At 59.3% G+C, this 16802-nt stretch carries 11 protein-coding genes; 4 read left to right on the forward strand and 7 right to left on the reverse strand.

The features are described from left to right. Positions 1-101: 101 nt before the first annotated feature. From ACQY6C_RS04440 to ACQY6C_RS04450, 3 genes are read left to right on the forward strand one after another with little or no spacing between them, the layout of a single operon-like run. A complete protein-coding gene (locus ACQY6C_RS04440) occupies positions 102-1352 on the forward strand; it encodes a serine hydrolase domain-containing protein (RefSeq protein ID WP_427965291.1) in 1251 nt (416 codons plus the stop codon). Next, positions 1349-2782: a metallophosphoesterase gene (locus tag ACQY6C_RS04445; RefSeq protein WP_427965294.1), complete on the forward strand. Its 1434-nt coding sequence runs from the start codon at positions 1349-1351 to the stop codon at positions 2780-2782. Before ACQY6C_RS04440 ends, ACQY6C_RS04445 begins: the two co-directional genes overlap by 4 nt. Continuing rightward, positions 2779-6603 (forward strand): GMC oxidoreductase, encoded by a 3825-nt coding sequence (locus tag ACQY6C_RS04450; RefSeq protein WP_427965297.1) that lies wholly within the window; start codon positions 2779-2781, stop codon positions 6601-6603. Before ACQY6C_RS04445 ends, ACQY6C_RS04450 begins: the two co-directional genes overlap by 4 nt. A gap of 109 nt (positions 6604-6712) precedes the next feature. On the opposite strand, the gene ACQY6C_RS04455 is transcribed toward ACQY6C_RS04450, so the two are convergent. The 7 genes from ACQY6C_RS04455 to ACQY6C_RS04485 all read right to left on the reverse strand — a co-directional run bounded on the left by ACQY6C_RS04455 (position 6713) and on the right by ACQY6C_RS04485 (position 16242). Next, on the reverse strand, positions 6713-8020 hold the full coding sequence (locus ACQY6C_RS04455) for a spinster family MFS transporter (protein ID WP_427965299.1): 1308 nt from the start codon (positions 8018-8020) through the stop codon (positions 6713-6715). After that, positions 8004-9632 carry a thiamine pyrophosphate-requiring protein gene (locus ACQY6C_RS04460; RefSeq protein ID WP_427965302.1) on the reverse strand — a complete coding sequence of 543 codons (1629 nt, stop codon included), beginning with the start codon at positions 9630-9632 and terminating at the stop codon, positions 8004-8006. Before ACQY6C_RS04460 ends, ACQY6C_RS04455 begins: the two co-directional genes overlap by 17 nt. Before the next feature lie 10 nt (positions 9633-9642). After that, positions 9643-10572 carry a TauD/TfdA dioxygenase family protein gene (locus tag ACQY6C_RS04465; RefSeq protein ID WP_427965304.1) on the reverse strand — a complete coding sequence of 310 codons (930 nt, stop codon included), beginning with the start codon at positions 10570-10572 and terminating at the stop codon, positions 9643-9645. A 16-nt stretch (positions 10573-10588) separates the two neighbouring features. Beyond that, entirely contained in the window at positions 10589-13060 is a 2472-nt protein-coding gene (locus ACQY6C_RS04470) for a TonB-dependent receptor (RefSeq protein WP_427965307.1), read from the reverse strand. 139 nt (positions 13061-13199) lie between these two features. Beyond that, the gene (locus ACQY6C_RS04475) at positions 13200-13967 is read right to left on the reverse strand and encodes an IclR family transcriptional regulator (RefSeq protein WP_427965310.1); all 768 of its coding nucleotides are present in this window, start codon (positions 13965-13967) and stop codon (positions 13200-13202) included. 119 nt (positions 13968-14086) lie between these two features. Next, positions 14087-15760, reverse strand: a complete 1674-nt coding sequence (locus ACQY6C_RS04480; RefSeq protein WP_427965313.1) for a CocE/NonD family hydrolase — start codon at positions 15758-15760, stop codon at positions 14087-14089. Beyond that, complete coding sequence (locus tag ACQY6C_RS04485) at positions 15760-16242, reverse strand: DUF3237 family protein (protein WP_427965316.1); 483 nt, start codon at positions 16240-16242, stop codon at positions 15760-15762. Before ACQY6C_RS04485 ends, ACQY6C_RS04480 begins: the two co-directional genes overlap by 1 nt. An 82-nt stretch (positions 16243-16324) precedes the next feature. On the opposite strand from ACQY6C_RS04485, the gene ACQY6C_RS04490 reads away from it, so the two are divergent. Further along, positions 16325-16795 (forward strand): MarR family winged helix-turn-helix transcriptional regulator, encoded by a 471-nt coding sequence (locus ACQY6C_RS04490; RefSeq protein ID WP_427965318.1) that lies wholly within the window; start codon positions 16325-16327, stop codon positions 16793-16795. Positions 16796-16802: the final 7 nt, after the last annotated feature.

Raw genomic sequence — 16802 nt, forward strand, 5'->3', positions numbered from 1 at the left:
CGGTCTCCCATTCGTCCTAAACTGGCAATTAACCATTCATAGGTAGCCGATGGAGACGGAACGCGAGGCCTCTTGCCGATGCGTGTGTAGGGGGCATCACAATGCAGCTATGGGGCCGTTCGCCTCCACAGGTTGGATCGGAGAACACTGATTCCGAGGCATGGACGGGCGGCTATGTCGCCGACGGGTTCGAGCCGGTGGCACACGCCTTCCAGGCTTCGATCTTGTCCGGTCAAGCGCTCGGTGCGGCCTGCACTATCATGCATCGGGGCGAAACACTGGTAGATCTGCATGGCGGTTGGAAGGATCGGTCGCTTGAGCGCCTATGGGGCGCCAACGATATCGCGTTGGTCTATTCGTTGACAAAGGGCCTGACCGGAATGGCCGCAGCAGTCGCGGTCTCGCGCGGGCTGTTCGCCTATGACGAAACCGTTGCTCAGATTTGGCCCGAGTTTGCTGCACATGGCAAAGATACAGTTTCAGTGGGGGAGGCCTTGTCTGAACAGGCCGGTCTTGCGGCGATCGATTACAAGCTCAGCCTTGAGAATATTGGCGACGAAGCGGCGATCTGCGCGGCCATCGCCGGCCAGAAACCCAATTGGACGCCGGGCGACTTCGCCGGGAACCACGCCTATACGCTAGGCTGGATTGTCAGCGAGCTGATTCATCGCCGCGATCCCAAGGGACGCCGCCTGCCTCAATTCTTCGCCGAAGAAATTGCCGGCCCGCTTGGGCAAGACGTATTCATCGGCCTGCCCGACACTTTCGACCGTAATCGTATCGCGCGGATTGAGGGGTTCGGGATGCAGGATCTCTACATCCATCACACCACAATGCCCTGGCCGCTCACGTTCGAGATGTGCCTGCCCGGAACGCTTCCATTCCGAACGCTGAACAATCCGCTGATCCTTGAAGGACCAGGTGCGCTCGATTGTGAAGCCTTCTGGCGGGCCGGGCAGGGTGCGGCTGGCGGTATGGCCTCGGCGCGCGGGTTGGCCGCGCTATACAACGTGTTTGCTGGAGGCGGCGAAAGGTTGGGCATCAAGCCCGAAGTCATGGCGAACCTTGCCGAAGGCCATCGCTTTCCGCGCAAAGGGCTGAAGGACCAGGTCCTGACCGCCGAGATGTATTATTCCTACGGCTTTGAAAAACCTTTTGACGCCTGGAAATATGCCCGCACGCGCAGTGCCTTCGGCAGCTTCGCCGTGGGCGGCTCGCTCGCCTTTTGCGACCCGGAGGATGGCGTCGCCTACGCCTGGATCACCAACAGGCTGGGCACCGGAAAATGGGACGACCCGCGCGAGAAGCTCGTCCGCGATGCATTTTACTCATGTCTGGAGAATCACTCGTGAGCATTCGCCACGTCATTCTGTCCGATCTTCACCTTGGCGCGCGCGACAGCCTGCTGACCCATGTCCATGGCAATGGCGCAATCGCCGATGGCCCGTCGGAAGTGTTGGCGGCCTTTGCCAATGGTCTGCGCGAAACACTGGCCGGTCAGGCCAAGCCGCAATTGGTGCTGCTAGGCGATGCGCTTGACCTGGGCCTGTCGCCATTCGGGGACGTTTCCAGGAGCTTTCTCCAGCTTCTGGACGCTTTCTACCCTGTTGGCGGCCCCGACCTGTTTGACCGCGAGATCATCTATATCGCGGGCAATCATGACCATCATTTGTGGCGCATGGCGCAGGACCATGGCTTCATTTCGGCCCTTCAGAACGGAGCGATTCCCGGTGATCTCGATGCGGTGACAAACATCTTCGGAACGCCGTCACTCCATTGCCGCCTGGTGGAATCACTCATCGCTCACCGTCCGCACTTGCAGGGGGCGTCGGTCAGAATGGCCTACCCCAACTGGGGACTTTCGGACAGCGCGAGCGGGCGCGCCGTCGTCATGCATCACGGGCACTATCTCGATGGGATGTATCGCGCGCTTTCCAATATGCGGGCCTTCCTCGGCGACGGCGAGCCGCTTCCCGGCACCATGCGGCAGTTGGAGCAGGAGAACGGCCCGTGGATCGATTTCCTGTGGTCTGACCTTGGCAGTGCGGGCGATATCGGCAGCGAGGCGGGATCGCTTTACGAGGCGATGCTGAGCGCCGGGGCGAGCCATGACTTGGCTGAAAGCATCGCGCGGCGCATCACTGGCGGCCTTCACGCAAAGCTTGGTATCAATCCCGCTATGCCTCTCAAATACGGGGTTACGCTGGACAATATGATCCGTGCCGCCGTCGATCTGACGGCAGGGCGTGCCGCCGAACGGCAACGCTACGGCTATGGGCAGGTGCTGGGAGAGGCCGAGATCGACGATCTGTGCTGGTATCTCGGCACACCACTGGCGCGCGAACTGCAAAACGAGCTGGCAGCGATGCCGCGCGAACTGTCATTCATTTTCGGACATACCCACAAACCGTTTCAGGACGAGCTGTTGGTGGATGGCTACGAAGTACCCGTCGGCATTTTCAATACGGGCGGCTGGGTGCTGGACGAGCCGACCCTGATGCCGGTGCAAGGCTGTGCAGCCATGCTTGTGTCGGACGAGTTGGAAGTCGCTTCGTTGCGGCTGTTCAACGATCCGACCGATGGTGAAATGGTTCCGGTGCATGTCGAAGGCAGCGGGCGCTTGAATTGTCTTGCCGCCACGGCCGCCGAAGCGGTGGAGCGCGCATCCACCCACTGGGCCGATTTCTCGCGCATCGTCCACGCCCGCATTGTTGAAGAAGCCGATAAACGCGTGCGTCAGATGCTTGATCGCTCCAATACCGAGCGGCGGGAGGCAGCATGATGACCCAGCAACAGCCTTTCGTGCATCAGCGCATCGCACGTAATCTTGACCAGGCGAAATCGCATTACACTGTGCTCGTCGTCGGCTCCGGCTATGGCGCGGGTGTCGCCGCTTCACGCCTGGCACGGGCGGGACAGGACGTATGCGTCCTCGAGCGCGGCAAGGAAATACTGCCCGGCGAATTTCCGAACAAACTATCGGACGCACGCGGGGCCATGCAGTTCAACGTCAAGGGCGGGCGCATCGGATCGCCGGATGCGCTGTTTGAAGTGCATGTGAATGACGATCAGTATGCGCTGGTGGGCTGCGGCCTAGGCGGAACGTCGCTTATAAACGCCAATGTCTCGCTGGAGCTGGACAAGCGCTTACTGGATCAGGCCCATTGGCCCGCTGTCTTCAGGGATGATCCGCACGCCATCGATCCGTATTACGAGCGTGCGCGCGAAATGCTCGCGCCAAACGCTTATCCCGATGCGCACCCCAAGCTGGGCAAGCTTGAAGCGCTGGAACATTCGGCCAAGACCATGGGTCGGCGGTTTTACAAGACACCGATCAACGTCACGTTCGAGGACAAGACCAACCGGTTCGGCGTTCCGCAGCCCGCCTGCAACAATTGCGGCGATTGCGTTTCGGGCTGCAATATCGGCGCCAAGAACACCACCTTGATGAATTACCTGCCCGATGCCGCCAATCACGGGGCTGAGATCTTCACCGGCGCAAAAGTGCTGTGGATCGAGCGGGTCGAGGGTGATAGGGGAGATGTCTGGCGCGTTCACATTGCGCGCAATGGTGAGGATACATCGGACAAGCCGCTTTGCATCACCGCTGACCATGTGGTGCTGGGCGCAGGCGCGTTGGGATCGACCGAGATCCTGCTGCGCTCGCGTGAAAAAGGGCTGTCCGTATCTGACAGGCTGGGAACCGGCTTTTCGGGCAATGGCGATGCGCTCGGCTTCGCCTATGACAGCTATCTCAAGGCCGAAAAGGACAGTGACAATGTCACCGCCGGGCCGATTTACGCCATGGGTGTCGGCACATCGGATGTCTCGCCAGAGGTCTATCCCGGCCCCTGCATCACCGGCATTATCGACATGCGCGACAGTGACGATCCGGCCAAGGGGCGAGTGATCGAGGAAGGCGTCGCGCCCGGTATCCTCGCAACCGCACTGGCCCCGGCGTTCTTCTTCGGAGAGGCGCTGGCAGATGGCTTTACCCGTTTCGGGTTTGATCAGGTCAAGCCGCGCCTGCTCGATGCCAAGGCAATGGGCGAAGCACTGCAGACCAATCCCGCGAGCATAGCGGACTGGGCCTACAAGGGGCCAATGGCGCGCACGCAGACCTATCTGGTGATGAGTGTGGATGATGCCGGGGGTTCACTCGCGCTGGAGGATGACCGGATCGCCATTCACTGGCCCAAGGTGGGCGAACAGCGGACCTTCCGCCGTGATGACGACAGCATGTGCGAGGCGGCAGAGGCGATCGAGGCACAATATTTCTCTAACCCGTTGTGGTCTGACCAGATGGGCCGCAAACTCCTGACGGTACATCCGATCGGCGGCTGCGGCATGGGTGACGATGCCACTTCGGGCGTCGTCGATGACAGCTGCCGCGTCTTCGCGGGCAAGAACGGCACCGAAGTCCATCATGGCCTCTATGTCTGCGATGGTGCCGCGATCCCCGGTGCAGTGGGCGTCAATCCCTTGCTGACGATCACCGCCGTGGCCGAACGCGCGGTGGAAATGCTGGCGCAGCGCGAAGGTTGGACGATCGACTACACTCTGGGCGAGGAAACGCAGCTGCCGCAAGAGGTGCCCGTAGAAGAGGCAGCGGCTGAAGCGCAGGCCATTCCGCATGTCGACCATCTGAAACTGTCGGTGGCCAAATGGGTTGGCGGCCACGCCATCGGGCCTATCGCCAACGCCGTTGTCGATGCGGCGAAGCACTTCGAAAGCGGGGCCATTGAAGATGGCGCAGCCGCCATCCGCAAGCTGGTGAAAGAACATCCCGAGGCGATGAGCCCGGGCCTTTCCTTTACCGAGACAATGGCGGGCCATATTAGCGCTACCGGCTGCCACCACCGACCCTGTGGCCATGCCGAACGCATCCGCGACGATTACGTCAACGGCGCGGCCTGGGGGCAGGCCGAGCACGGCGCGTGCAGCTTCAAGCTCACCGTCACGACAGACAACCTTCACCGCATGATCGACGATCCGCAACACCGCGCTCGCATCACCGGTGAGGTGAGTGTGAGCGCCATTTCGCCCGATCCGCTGCCGGTTCGCGAAGGCACTTTCAGCCTGCTGATCGCCGATCCGGACCGGGCAGAAAGCTGGAAGATGCTCTATGACATGGTGTTGGAAGGGCCGGACGGCCCGATCCATTTCCATGGCTTCAAGACTCTGGAACAGCGCGGAAAATCCGATCCCTGGACCGATCTGACGACTCTATTCGTCACTTTGCGCCATGGCGAGGACGAGAGCGGCGCGCTGATCGGGCGCGGCGTGCTGAAGCTGGGAATAGAGGCGTTCATGCACCAGCTGAACACCATCGCCGTGCACGATGCGGATACGTTGGTGGGCCATATCGTCAATCTCGTCCCGCGCGCACGCAAGGCGATCGAAACCTATTTCGTGGCCAAATTCGCAGGGTTCTTCGCGATGACGGTTTTTCGCGCTTATGGCGGAATGCTGGCCACGCTGAACGATTTTGCGGGCAAGGAGGCGAAGTCCCTATGCTTGCGCGAATTGCGCCTGCCGCCGCCCGAACGATATGTCGTTCCAACCGCTGACGGGGTAAATGTGGGCCTCACCCGCTATCGCGGCGGCGCGCGCGGCCCCCTGGTTCTGGCACCGGGTTTCTCTGTCCGGGCATCGAGCTTTGCCACCCCCACGGTGGACGAGAACCTGGCCGAAAGCCTGGTTGCGCAAGGGTATGATGTGTGGCTGTTCGATTATCGCGCCAGCGCGGATTCGGGCAATGACACTGAACACCCGCCGGAATTCACCATAGACGACATCGCTCGCTACGATTGGCCCGCGGCGGTTTCGAAAATCCGTTCTGTCACCGGTGCAGACAGCGTACAGGCGCTCGCGCATTGCGTCGGCTCGATGAGCCTGCTGATGGGCATTGGCGCTGGCTGGGTCCAGCACGTCCGGTCGCTGATCAGTTCGCAGCTCACTCTCCATCCGGTGACCGATTGGCTCAACTACATGAAGGCCGATCTTGGCGTTGCAGACATGCTTGGTCAGATTTCCCTGCTGGACGGGCATATCGACTTTGTGAGCCAGGGAACCGAGGCCGACTACGAGATCGATGCCGTCGCCTATCAGATTCCCGTCCCGGAAGGTCAGGCCTGCAAGAACCCGACCTGCCGCCGTGTATTCGGCGTCTTCGGCCCCAGCTGGGACCATCGCCAATTGGGCCATGACACGCATCTGGCGCTGGGCAGCATGTTCAGCCGCGTCTCGCTTACGCCGTTCAAACAGCTCGGGGCGATCATGCACAAGGGGCTGGCGGTCAATGCGGATGGTCAATCCGTCTATACCGATGAAGCCGCCGCGCACCGCCTGGCCCTGCCGATCACATTCCTGTCTGGTGCGACCAACCAGATATTCTATCCCGAAAGCGGCCAGCGCACGCGGGTGTGGCTGTCGGATCACAATGGCAGTTCGCTATACCGACAGCGGATTATTCCCGGTTATGGCCATATGGACCTGTTCATCGGCCGCAACGCCCATCGCGACGTGACACCGTGCATCCTGGAAGAGCTGGAAAGGCTTGATCGACATGCGGGGGTTGGAACTGATCGAGAGATCGCTTGAGGTTGGAGAGGTATCTCGCCTGCCTTTTCGACGGCCCGCCACCTGTGCACGCGCTTCTTGCGAATCTTGGCTCTAATCCGAGCTGAGGAAGAGGCCACGGCTCATGTCGCTATGAATCCTTCCTGTTATACTGAGGGTAATAGTGAGCCGCTCGCCAGAAGCACAATGCGGACAGGACCGGCGTCACCGCAATGCCCAGCATGGAATAGCGGATTGCCAGATCACCGTAGTGCGGCGAGAGAAGATCGTTGAGAATCCCGACCGCGCTAGGGCCAACAATATTGCCGACCAGGCTTGCCCCCAGAAGGATAACCGCAATTGCCAGCGCGCGTCGGCGTTGCCCCACGATATTGACGGTTGCGGCGTAGATCGGACCCTGGTGTATCAAGGTAAAGAAGCTGGTGAGGGCAAATCCCAGGAACCACATTGACGTAGTATCGCCTAGCAGGAAAAGGGCTTCTGCGGGGCCGACCAGGAAACAGGCGATGGCAGGCACGCCGATGCGCCAAGGCAGGTGAGCAGAGGAAATCCGATCGACCAGGATCCCGCCGATCAGAATGCCGGCAGCCCCTAGAATTCCCCTTGCCGGACCGATGATGGCTGAGGCTTGGCCCATGCCCATATCGTGGACGCGCGCAAAGAAAGTCGGCGTCCAGGCACCCGCTGCCCAGACATTCGCTCCCATGAATGTCACGCCCGCGAAGATCCAGACGAAGCAGCGGTTGGAGAACAATCCGGCCAAATCGTTCCCCATTGAACTGAAGGCAGAAACCTTCTTCGTTTCAGGCTTGGCAATCCGAGGCGGTTCGCGCACCGTCAGAACGAACATGATCGCGATGACTATGCCTGGTGCGCCAGCAGCCATGAACATGGTTCGCCAGCCATAGTTTTCCGTGATCCAGCCCGCGACCGGAAAGAAGATGGCGTAGGCAATGGTCGCCGCAGTTCCATAGATCGCGAGGGCAAGCGGGCGGCGGTCTGCCGGAAAATAGTCGGCGATGACCGAATTGGCCGGAGCGGTGCTGGTCGCTTCGCCAGCGCCCATCAGGAAACGCGTGATCGCCAATTGCCAGATGTTGCTGACCAGCCCGGTGACTGCGGTCATGATGCTCCAGAACGCCAGACCGGCGGCAATGATATTGCGTCGGTTATAGCGGTCGGCAGCCCAGGCGATTGGTATTCCAACGAGGGAGTAAATCACCACGAATGCAAGGCCAGAAACCAGCCCCAACGCTGTATCCGAAACTTCCATTTCCTGTTTGATCGCCGGGAGCGCCAGGCCAAGCAGCGAACGGTCGAGGTAATTGAAGACCGAGACCAGCGTCAGGATTGCGAGCGGCCAGCTGGCCGCCCAAGGCCAGGCTGAATGCCCTTGCTGTTCCTCACAAGCGACCACGCTGTCAGATGCGGCTTGCACGCTTTTCCTTCCCAGTGATGAACTCGAGGAGTGCCGGTGTCCCGCTTTTGACGGCGGCAATCCCGCGGCGGATAGCCGGGATTATGTCCTCTGGCTTTTCAATGCGTTCGCCGTACCCGCCAAGCGACTGGGCGAAAGCTGCATAGTCGCCCGAAATATCCGTGACGCGGAATCGTTCGGTTGCTTCGGGCATCACATCAAGTTCGATCGCCATTGCCGAATTGTTGAGCAGGATTGAAAGAATGGGCAATCTTTCGCGCGCGGCAGTCTCGAAGTCCATGCCGGTAAAGCCGATTGCGGCGTCACCCCAAACGTTTATGCAAAGCTTATCCGGGCAGGCGAGTTTTGCTCCCATTGCCAACCCCAGACCATAGCCGAGTTGTGTCGATTTTCCCCAGCCGATGTATGTTAGCGGCTGCGTACATTTCCAGAATGGGCTGAGTTGGTCGCGCGGGCTGCCGGCATCATGGGTGATTATCGTGTTTGCGACATCGACAGTGTGCTGGAGGTCCCAAAGCACGCGATAAGGGGAGAGAGGCGCGTCCTCCGCTTCGAGCAGAGGCAGCCAGTCTTTCATCCATTGCGTTTCGACGTCTGCAATTTCCGCAGCGACTTCGGTAGCGTCACGGGTCGCGGCCAGACGGCTGCGTACCGCCTGGACCAGTGCGGCCAGGGTCAGCTTGGCATCGCCTGCCAGTGCCACTGTGCACTCGACACCACGATTGAAATCACGGGGATCAAGCGTTGCGTGGATCACGCATTTTCCCTGTGGCATGGAGACGCCGAATGCAGTTTCAGCAAATGAACAGCCGATCCCGAGGATGACATCGGAACGATCGAGGAAATGGCGCAATTGGCCGGGTATTGCCGCTCCGCCGGATCCGATCGAAAGCGGATGGGTCTCGTCGAATGCGCTCTTGCCCTCGAGGCTGGTCGAAACGGGTGCGGCCAGAAGCTCGGCCAGTTGCTTGAGCTCTGAATAGGCTTCGGCCCAGTGCACGCCCTGTCCCGCATGGATCACAGGGCGTTTTGCCTCGACCAGCAATCGTGCGGCTTCATCGATAGATTGCGGGTCGGGCGCACAGCGCGACGTCGCAACCGGTCGGTAGTCGACATCGTCGCCAACGTCTTCTGCCAGCACGTCCCAGGGCAGCTCAACTATAGCCGGACCGCCGCGCCCGTTGCGCAAAGCGGTAAAGGCGCGCCGAAGCACAGGTGCAACCTCGGACGCCAAATTCAGTGCCTCGCAACTCTTGGAGATGTCGAGCATCGATCGCGCGGCATTATAGTTTCCGGGAACATGCGCGAGGCGCCGCGCATACCCCATCGGCATCACCAGGATCGGCACACTTTCGGAAAAGGCCTGGGCTACTCCGCCATATGCGTTCTCGGTTCCGGGGCCGTGTTGCATGGCAAAAGCACCAAGACGCCTGCCGCGCGTCATTCGACTTAGGGCATCGGCCATATGCAGGCCGGTCCTTTCCTGCCGCACGATGATCGGTCGGATGCCCGCCTTGGCAGCATCTTCAATCACCGCATTGCGTGGATAGGCAAACAGAGTATCGATTCCCTCCCGGCGCAGAATTTCGGCGATCGCCTCGCTCGTCTTCATTCCGGCCGCCTCAGTCTTTGGGGCCGATTGGACGTTCGCCGATAACAGTGGTGCGGATGAGGTGGCGACGCTCGTTGGCATAATCGTGCACGCCGCGATGCAAGGTGAAGCGATTGTCCCAGACGATCAGCGTATCCTTCTCCCATTTTACCCGGCAATGGTAATGGAGCCGCTGGAACAGGCCCTGCAGATGATCGAGCAGGACCCGGCTTTCTTCCTGCGACCAGCCGACGAACCTCTGAAAATAGGAAGTGGTGGCGAAGAGGCCCTTGCGCCCTGTTTCCGGGTTGACCCTTACGACAGGATGCGCGCTTTCGAGCTGGTCCTCTGTAAACTGGTGGTGATCGCGGAGCCGAAGCCTTCGTTCGGGTGGCAACTTCTCGTTATTGGCCCAGATGTGCTTGCCCGAATAGACAACCTGAAGCCCTTCGAGCAGTTCCTTCATCGCGTCGGACAAATCTTCATAGACGAGATACGCGTTTGAGAACGCGGTGTCGCCGCCGAAGCGTGGGACGTCGAGCGCACGCATGATAATGCACTTGGGCGGGCGCGGCAGGAATGGGCTGTCCACATGGAAGGTCTCGAAGCTCGGCACGACGCTGTCGGGCTCGTCCGCCTCGCGGCGTACTTCCTGCATGTCCTCGTGATTGCCATAGGTTGGAGCCTGCGGCAGTTCGGTGAGTTCGCCGAAGTATCTGGAGAAGGCCTTGTGTTGTTCGGGAGTGATGTCCTGGTGGCGAAAGACAATCACCCCGAAATGGTTGAACGCTTGCATCACCTCTTCGAGCACGGAATCGGATAGCGGTTCGCGCAAATCGACGCCCGATATCTCGCAACCGCATGCGCCGGTCATTGGCTGGACGGCAATGTGCCGGAACTCAGGAAATGGCAGACCGGCGACGATCGTGCCGCCGGTCCTGATTTGAGTGGTCGTGGTCATAGCGATTTCTTTGTCCTCACCGGCCGAAGAGATACTTCAGCGTCACCGCAAAAGTCCGTGGCATGCCGGGCGTGCCCTGGATGGACTGCGTCGAGCCGCGATTGTCGAAGACATCGGTGTAGTAGAGCTTGTCGGTGAGGTTCTTTCCTTCGAGAGAGATCTCCCAATCCTCGCCCGGTGAACGATAGCTCAGCCTTGCATTGACAAGCACCCGGCTGTCGATGTGCCCGAAGATGTCCTTTGAACCAGTCGCCGCGTCCACATTGTTCGCGTTGCGATCGAAATCGTCTTCGAAGGTGACATCGATGCGCGGCGTCAATGTTCCTGAATCGCCAAGATCAAGGACATATTGCGCGCCGATCGACCACTGCCACTGCTGGATGTACTGGCCGTTGTCTTCAATTCCGATACCGGACGTCGCCGCGACCTCGTTGATGTTCTTGTAGTCGAAATCGAGATAGGCGAGCGAAGCATCCAGCAAGAAGCCGTCGACCGGCTCGGCATTCAACTCCAGCTCAAAGCCCTTTACGTCCGCCTTGCCCGCGTTAAGCGGCAGGGCGCATGGTGCAGGCGGTGCGCCAGGCAAAGGGCAGACATTGGTTGTAACCAATATGTCGCTATATTTGTTGAGAAACGCGGCGGCGTTCAATCGCAACCTGCGGTCGAACAGGCTGCTCTTCAAGCCGACTTCATAGGCATCGAGGGTTTCCGGGTTGTGCGGCAAAGCCTGAGCCGGGAAGAAGGGGCGGGGGTTGATGCCTCCTCCCTTGAAGCCGGTCGAGAACTGTACATAGCCCATCATATCGTCGGTGAACCGGTATTGAGCCACCGCGCGATAGTCGAAGCGATCTCCCTTGAAAGTTTCTTCGCGTCCGTTGAGCGGGGCCACCTGGAATGGAGCGGCACCATCGGTTCCGGGGGAGCCGGGAGGGAAGCCCGATCCGTTGAGCGTACCGTCAGACCCGGGCACGCCGAAGCGACCGTATTTGAAGGTCTTCTCCTGATCCGTATAGCGAACGCCGCCAACCAGTGTCAGGCTGTCAGTGGGCCGAATTTCGACATTGGCAAAGGCTGCGATCGTCTCTGCCGGAATGTGATTTTCTTCGGTGAACGCGAAACTTGAGAGGCCAATGTAAGATGCATTGCGGCTCTTCTTGTCAAAATAGAAGCCACCGATGGTGAAATTGAACGCGTCGCCGATCTCTCCGGACAGGCGCAGTTCCTGACTGAATTGTTCGTTGAAGATGCGATTTATCTGGCTGGTGTTGGTGAAGGGTGAACCTTCGCCAGTGGAATAAAGCCCGTCATACTCGCGATATCCCGTGATCGACGTCAGGTTGAGGCTGTCGCTCAACTCTATAGCGACGTTGAGTGACAGCCCCCAACTGTCGACTGCCGCAGTGAGTGGTGCCTGATAGGGAGGGCTGCCATCTCGAGGGCTGAGGTCAGCAAAATTCTCGTAGTTGATGTACGGACTACTGCTGAAGCTATCGAGCGCATAGTTCCCGTAAGGGGAATATGAGATGAATGGTGACCCGGCGGCTGTGCCGTATTGTACACCATTCAGGACATATGCTGGAGCGGTGGTGGAGCCGGGGAGATCCGTACCCGGAGCGGCCGATCTTCCGACATAGAGCAAGGTGCTGGCGCTCGTCTCGCTATCGTCTTCGACGATATCGCCGACCAGATCCACGGTGACGCTGCTGCTAGGTTCCCAGCGCAACGCGAGCCGCCCGGCCAGATATTCCTTGCCGCCGCTGGTCCCCAGCTTGCAGTTGTCGCTCGGCGTCTTGATGCTCGTCGGGATCGGAGTGCCCGGATGCGAGCAGGCATAATCATAGCGCTTGATGTAACCATCACTTTGCGCACCAGTGCCTGAGATGCGCGCGAACAATCCATCGGCCAGAGCAAAGTCGGCCGCTGCGCGCAGTTCCATCCGGTTGTAAGAACCGTAGGTCGCTTGCACGTATCCTTCGCCCGACCCCGTCGGCTTTTTCGAGTAGAGTTTGATTGCGCCGCCGATCGAATTCTGGCCCGCCAGCGTTCCCTGTGGGCCGCGCAGGATTTCGGCCCGTTCGAGGTCGACAAGTTGGATCATCGATCCGTGCAGTGTCGGGAAATAGATGTCGTCGATGTAGATTCCGACACCGGGTTCCAGCGCAAATGTCGTGTCGCGCTGACCGACTCCGCGGATGTATGCGACAACAGCCGGGCCGTAGGTGGCAGGCGCTTCGCGCAGCGTCACATTGGGGGCAGAAGTGCCAATTTCATCGAGCGCCTCCTGTCCACGTGCTTCAATCATTTCAGCATTGAGCGCGGTAATTGCAATCGGCGTATCCTGAAGATTTTGCTCACGGAATTGTGCCGTTACAATGATCTCGCTTGCACGGTCATCATCGGTCTCGTCTGTCTGTGCCAGCGTGGGCGCAGCGAACGCCAAAGCAACCGAAGACACAGTCCAATGCAATGCGGATGTCGAAAAACGCATTCGTAATCCTCCCCTAAGATTCGAACTTTGGATCGTTGTCGCGCGATTGGACATGTTGATAGATCAACAGTCAACTTGATTCCGATTTATCGAAAGACAATTCCATAATACGGAATTGTAACGACTGGAGGCAGTCGTCCTAGCTGTAGCAAATCCTCGCCATCTCGCTCAGTTTGCGGGCGGCTTCCCGGACTGATCGGGCCTGTTCGTCTTCCAGATCCGGCTGGAAGCGGCTGCTTGGCATTGTCATGCCTATGCAACCCAAGACTTCATCGTCAGCACCGAAAATTGGGGCAGCTACACCAGCGATATCGAACCCCCCGTCGAAATATCGCGCATATCCGTCGCGCCGTATTTCCTCGAGGATATCTTGCATCTCTTCCCTCCGCGGCCGCGGTTTCCCGCTCAGCGGGCCGGTCTTGACCTCGCGCAGGATTGCCTCGACCTCGCCGGAAGAAAGGAAGGCCAGCATGGAGCGACCCAATGCGCCCCAGGCAAGTTCGAACCGCGAGCCTTGTTCGACAGCAAAGCGAAGCGGGTGGTCGGTTTGTACGGTGCGAAGAATGGTCGCCAGATGGTCGGCGGGGCTGTAGGCGCAAACTACGGCGGTCTCCTGCCACTTCTCCACCAGCGCATGAAGGAAGGGCTGGGCGCTGCGCGCGAGGTCGAAGCGACTTACAAGCTGGGAGGCGAGAAGATAGAGTTCACGGCCCGGGCGATAGCTCTGGCCGCGGCCCCGTTCGACAAGGCCCGTCTGGACAAGGTTTTGTAGTAGGCGGTGCAGAGTGCTCTTTGGCAGCTTCGTCGACTCGGCCAGTTCCGCAAGCAAGAAATGGTGCGGCCCGGAAGCGATCGTTTTGAGCAGGAATATGAGCCGCAATGCGGAGCCTCGTGGGCTGTCAGACATAGCTCTTTCACCTTCGTGTTGGCCCATCAACAAAACCATTGATCTTAGCCGAGGTCTAGGTGGGTGACATCGGGAATGTCATTGGATGACACGTCCGGTGCTGCAATCGGCAAGGCTCGTCATGCGCCTTCCTGTGGCGGTACGAATGGCAGGCAGAGGCGGGAGGGATGCCGGCCACCGCTTCGCAATATGGTCACGCCCTTGTTGCGCGTATTCTCGTGCAGTGGGAAGGGTAGCATCACACCTTCTTCCGGGCGATAGATATCGCTTCCCGCTACCACTAGGCGCAGCGTTTCCCCGGGCTTGAAGGTGGTGGAAAAGGGCCAGATTTCCACTGCGACCTCCACACATTCTCCTGGTTCGAGCAATTGCTCTCGATCATGGGGATGGATTGGTCTTTCGGGTGTTGATGCCAAGTCGTCGAGCGCTCGATGGCTCGCACGCTGCCATCCAAGCGCGATCGGCCCGTTTTCGTAGAACGCGTAGAAGGTGAAGCCGACTTCATTCCCTCGCTCATCGAGCTTCTGCAGTGCGACAAACAGATCCATGTCGTTGCTGCTTTCAGTTTCGACCCAGAGGGTCAGCGCAGCATGTCCAGTGATCTCGGTTTCCTGGTCGAAGCGCAGATCGAATGTGGTAACGCCTTCGACTGCATCCATGCGCAACTCGGAGGGTGCGGCAGGTTCGATGGAAAGCGTCCCCCTGGCAGTGTCGAGATAGAACTCACGGTAGATAGTGCGCGCCAGCGGCCATTCGGATTCCGCGCGTTCGCAGGCAGTGCCGTGGCTGTCCCGGACTTCGATCCGGACTTTTGGCCAGCTTTCGACCGTCGTTGGTCTGTCGCGCATAAAATGTTCGAAGAATGCAAATCTGCGTTTGCGACTTTGGTCGAGGTAATAGTGCGCCCATTTTTTTTGACCGTGGATGTCCAGCCATTTGTCTTTGCTTGCCATCCGCCGCCAGGCTTCAATGCTGCCGCGCAGATGCAATCCCTGGTCCGACCAACTCGCCACCACATAGGCAGGCTGGACGATCGCTTCGAGCAACGGTTCTTTCGATTGCCAGAAATGATCGAACAGCGGGTGCGCTTGGGCGTTTTCCCATGTGTCCTCGGTCCGGTTGAGCGAAAAACGGATGTTGTCGGATGCGCGCGGCAGGAAGTTCGTTTCGGGTATCCCGCCATGATAGGCAAACTCGCGGTACCAGTCGGAGAAACCTTCCCACGGGTTCAGCGCTGCAAGGGGTTCGGGTCGCAATGGCGCGACATAGTACTGGATCGCTGCGAGATAGGAGACACCACTCATTCCCACACGCCCATTGCCCCAGGGCAAGCAACCTAGCCATTCGATCGTATCGGCGCAGTCTTGCGCTTCCTGGGCACCATTGTGATGGAAGTTGCCTCCTGAAAGCCACGCCCCACGCGGATCGACAACGGCCACACCGTAGCCTCTTGCGCCCCACCACACTGGATCTGGTCCTTCGAAAGGAGTGAGCGTTGAAAGCCAAGACGGATCGACGCCAGATCGCGGCCAAAAGACGTCGTTGCTCAGCGCGTGCTTTCCATAGGGGCCCCATGCCAGGAGGATTGGAACATCGCGTTGAGCATCCATCGGCCGATAGAGATCGCAGTATATCTCGGTCCCGTCGCGAAGGGTGATGCTTCGATTGCGCTCGATCATCAGGCCCTGTTCGATCCGCCGATCGTATTCGGCAGGGGGCAATGGAGGCTTGCGAGGTGCGCTGAACGGATCGACACCTGGGCGAGTGATCCATTCGTGGCGATCCGCGGGCATTACAACACGACGAAGTAGTGGATGCGATTGGCGCCCGGCAATTTCTCCGCCACGCCCACAAAGACGTGTTTGGACATCCACTCGTGCGGACCAGCCGGTGCGTCAAATTTCGGCGTGACGCGCATGTAGTAGTCGTTGAAGGCAGTGTCTTCATTGCGGCGCATGGCTTCCGCAATCTCCGTATTGCGTGCCCAGCGATAGCCGCGATTTTCAAGGTAGATGATTGCGCCATCGTCGGCTTCGAGCAGATAGCGTGCGTCGAAATCGATCACGCCGTTGTCACGCGTCAGCGGGAAGTCGCCGCCTGACATCGGGATCACTCGGCCATTGAGTCTCGGGCCTTCGACTACCCCCGATGAAGCGTAAATCGCAGCACGCGTTTCTCCCCTGCTGGTCGGCTTGACCCAGAATGGGCGCGACAATTCGATCGAGATCGAAAAGGCGTGTTCCAGTCGAGGCATGAAGGGATGCTGCTCGGTCATTGCATGCCTATGCGCCGATAAGAGTTGATTAGTCAACACTATCCGGCTTGCTTTTTGATCTCGCGGGAGTCACCCCAGCGAAATGGATTTGCCAGAGAGTTGGAATGCTTTCTCGACCGAGCACTTGTCGCACCGCCTCCTGTTGCTCGCGAAGATGATCGACCGCGACACTGCGCGCATGCTGGGCGAGGAGTTTGGCATCTCACTTGCCGAGTGGCGAGTAATGGCCTTCATCGGCATTTCAGGACCATGCACCGCCAGCATGATCGGCCGTGCGGCCGAGATTGACCGGGCGGAAATCAGCCGTGCGGTTGGGAAGCTAGAGGATGCGAAGTTTGTTTCCCGCGAAGCTGACAAGAACCACAAGAGGCGGTTTATTCTTAACTTGACGGCTCATGGAACAGGCATGTTTGAAACGATCCGCGAGAAGCGCAGGGAATATCTTCAAGCGATCCTCGAAGATATCGGTGTCGAGCAGCAGGAGCTTCTGGGAACTGTTCTCGACCAGATAGTTCGCAACGTGCTAATTCAGAGGGAAAGAAGGGCTGAGTAAGATCAGC

This window comes from Altererythrobacter sp., from assembly GCF_050299635.1.
Taxonomy (GTDB): domain Bacteria; phylum Pseudomonadota; class Alphaproteobacteria; order Sphingomonadales; family Sphingomonadaceae; genus Erythrobacter.

Coding starts and splice junctions, on each gene's coding strand:
- ACQY6C_RS04470 (WP_427965307.1), bottom strand. CDS start 13,060: ATGCGTTTTTCGACATCCGCATTGCATTGGACTGTGTCTTCGGTTGCT.
- ACQY6C_RS04490 (WP_427965318.1), top strand. CDS start 16,325: ATGGATTTGCCAGAGAGTTGGAATGCTTTCTCGACCGAGCACTTGTCG.
- ACQY6C_RS04480 (WP_427965313.1), bottom strand. CDS start 15,760: ATGCCCGCGGATCGCCACGAATGGATCACTCGCCCAGGTGTCGATCCG.
- ACQY6C_RS04465 (WP_427965304.1), bottom strand. CDS start 10,572: ATGACCACGACCACTCAAATCAGGACCGGCGGCACGATCGTCGCCGGT.
- ACQY6C_RS04485 (WP_427965316.1), bottom strand. CDS start 16,242: ATGACCGAGCAGCATCCCTTCATGCCTCGACTGGAACACGCCTTTTCG.
- ACQY6C_RS04450 (WP_427965297.1), top strand. CDS start 2,779: ATGATGACCCAGCAACAGCCTTTCGTGCATCAGCGCATCGCACGTAAT.
- ACQY6C_RS04475 (WP_427965310.1), bottom strand. CDS start 13,967: ATGTCTGACAGCCCACGAGGCTCCGCATTGCGGCTCATATTCCTGCTC.
- ACQY6C_RS04460 (WP_427965302.1), bottom strand. CDS start 9,632: ATGAAGACGAGCGAGGCGATCGCCGAAATTCTGCGCCGGGAGGGAATC.
- ACQY6C_RS04440 (WP_427965291.1), top strand. CDS start 102: ATGCAGCTATGGGGCCGTTCGCCTCCACAGGTTGGATCGGAGAACACT.